This window comes from Chromohalobacter sp. HP20-39 (assembly GCF_033052815.1).
Lineage (GTDB): Bacteria > Pseudomonadota > Gammaproteobacteria > Pseudomonadales > Halomonadaceae > Chromohalobacter.
On record NZ_JAWHTP010001237.1, the window covers coordinates 1 to 231 of the forward strand.

Below are 231 nucleotides of genomic sequence, written 5' to 3' on the forward strand. Positions count from 1 at the left end.
CCGCATCCGCCGATCGTCGACAACTTCGCCTACAAATTCGAGACACCCGACGGCATCATCGTGTTCTCCAGCGACACCGCTTACAATCCGAAGCTCGCAGAGTTCGCCAAGGGGGCGGACGTGCTGGTGCATGAGGCACTCTACGTGCCCGGCGTCGACCGGCTGGTGATCAAGACGAAGAACGGCGCGACGTTGAAAAAACATTTAATGGAGAGCCACACCACCACCGAG

Annotated in this window: 1 pseudogene; it reads left to right on the forward strand. The window is 58.9% G+C overall.

The window, feature by feature from the left end:
• A pseudogene (locus tag RVY79_RS21820) lies at window positions 1-231 on the forward strand (hypothetical protein); the annotation flags it as partial.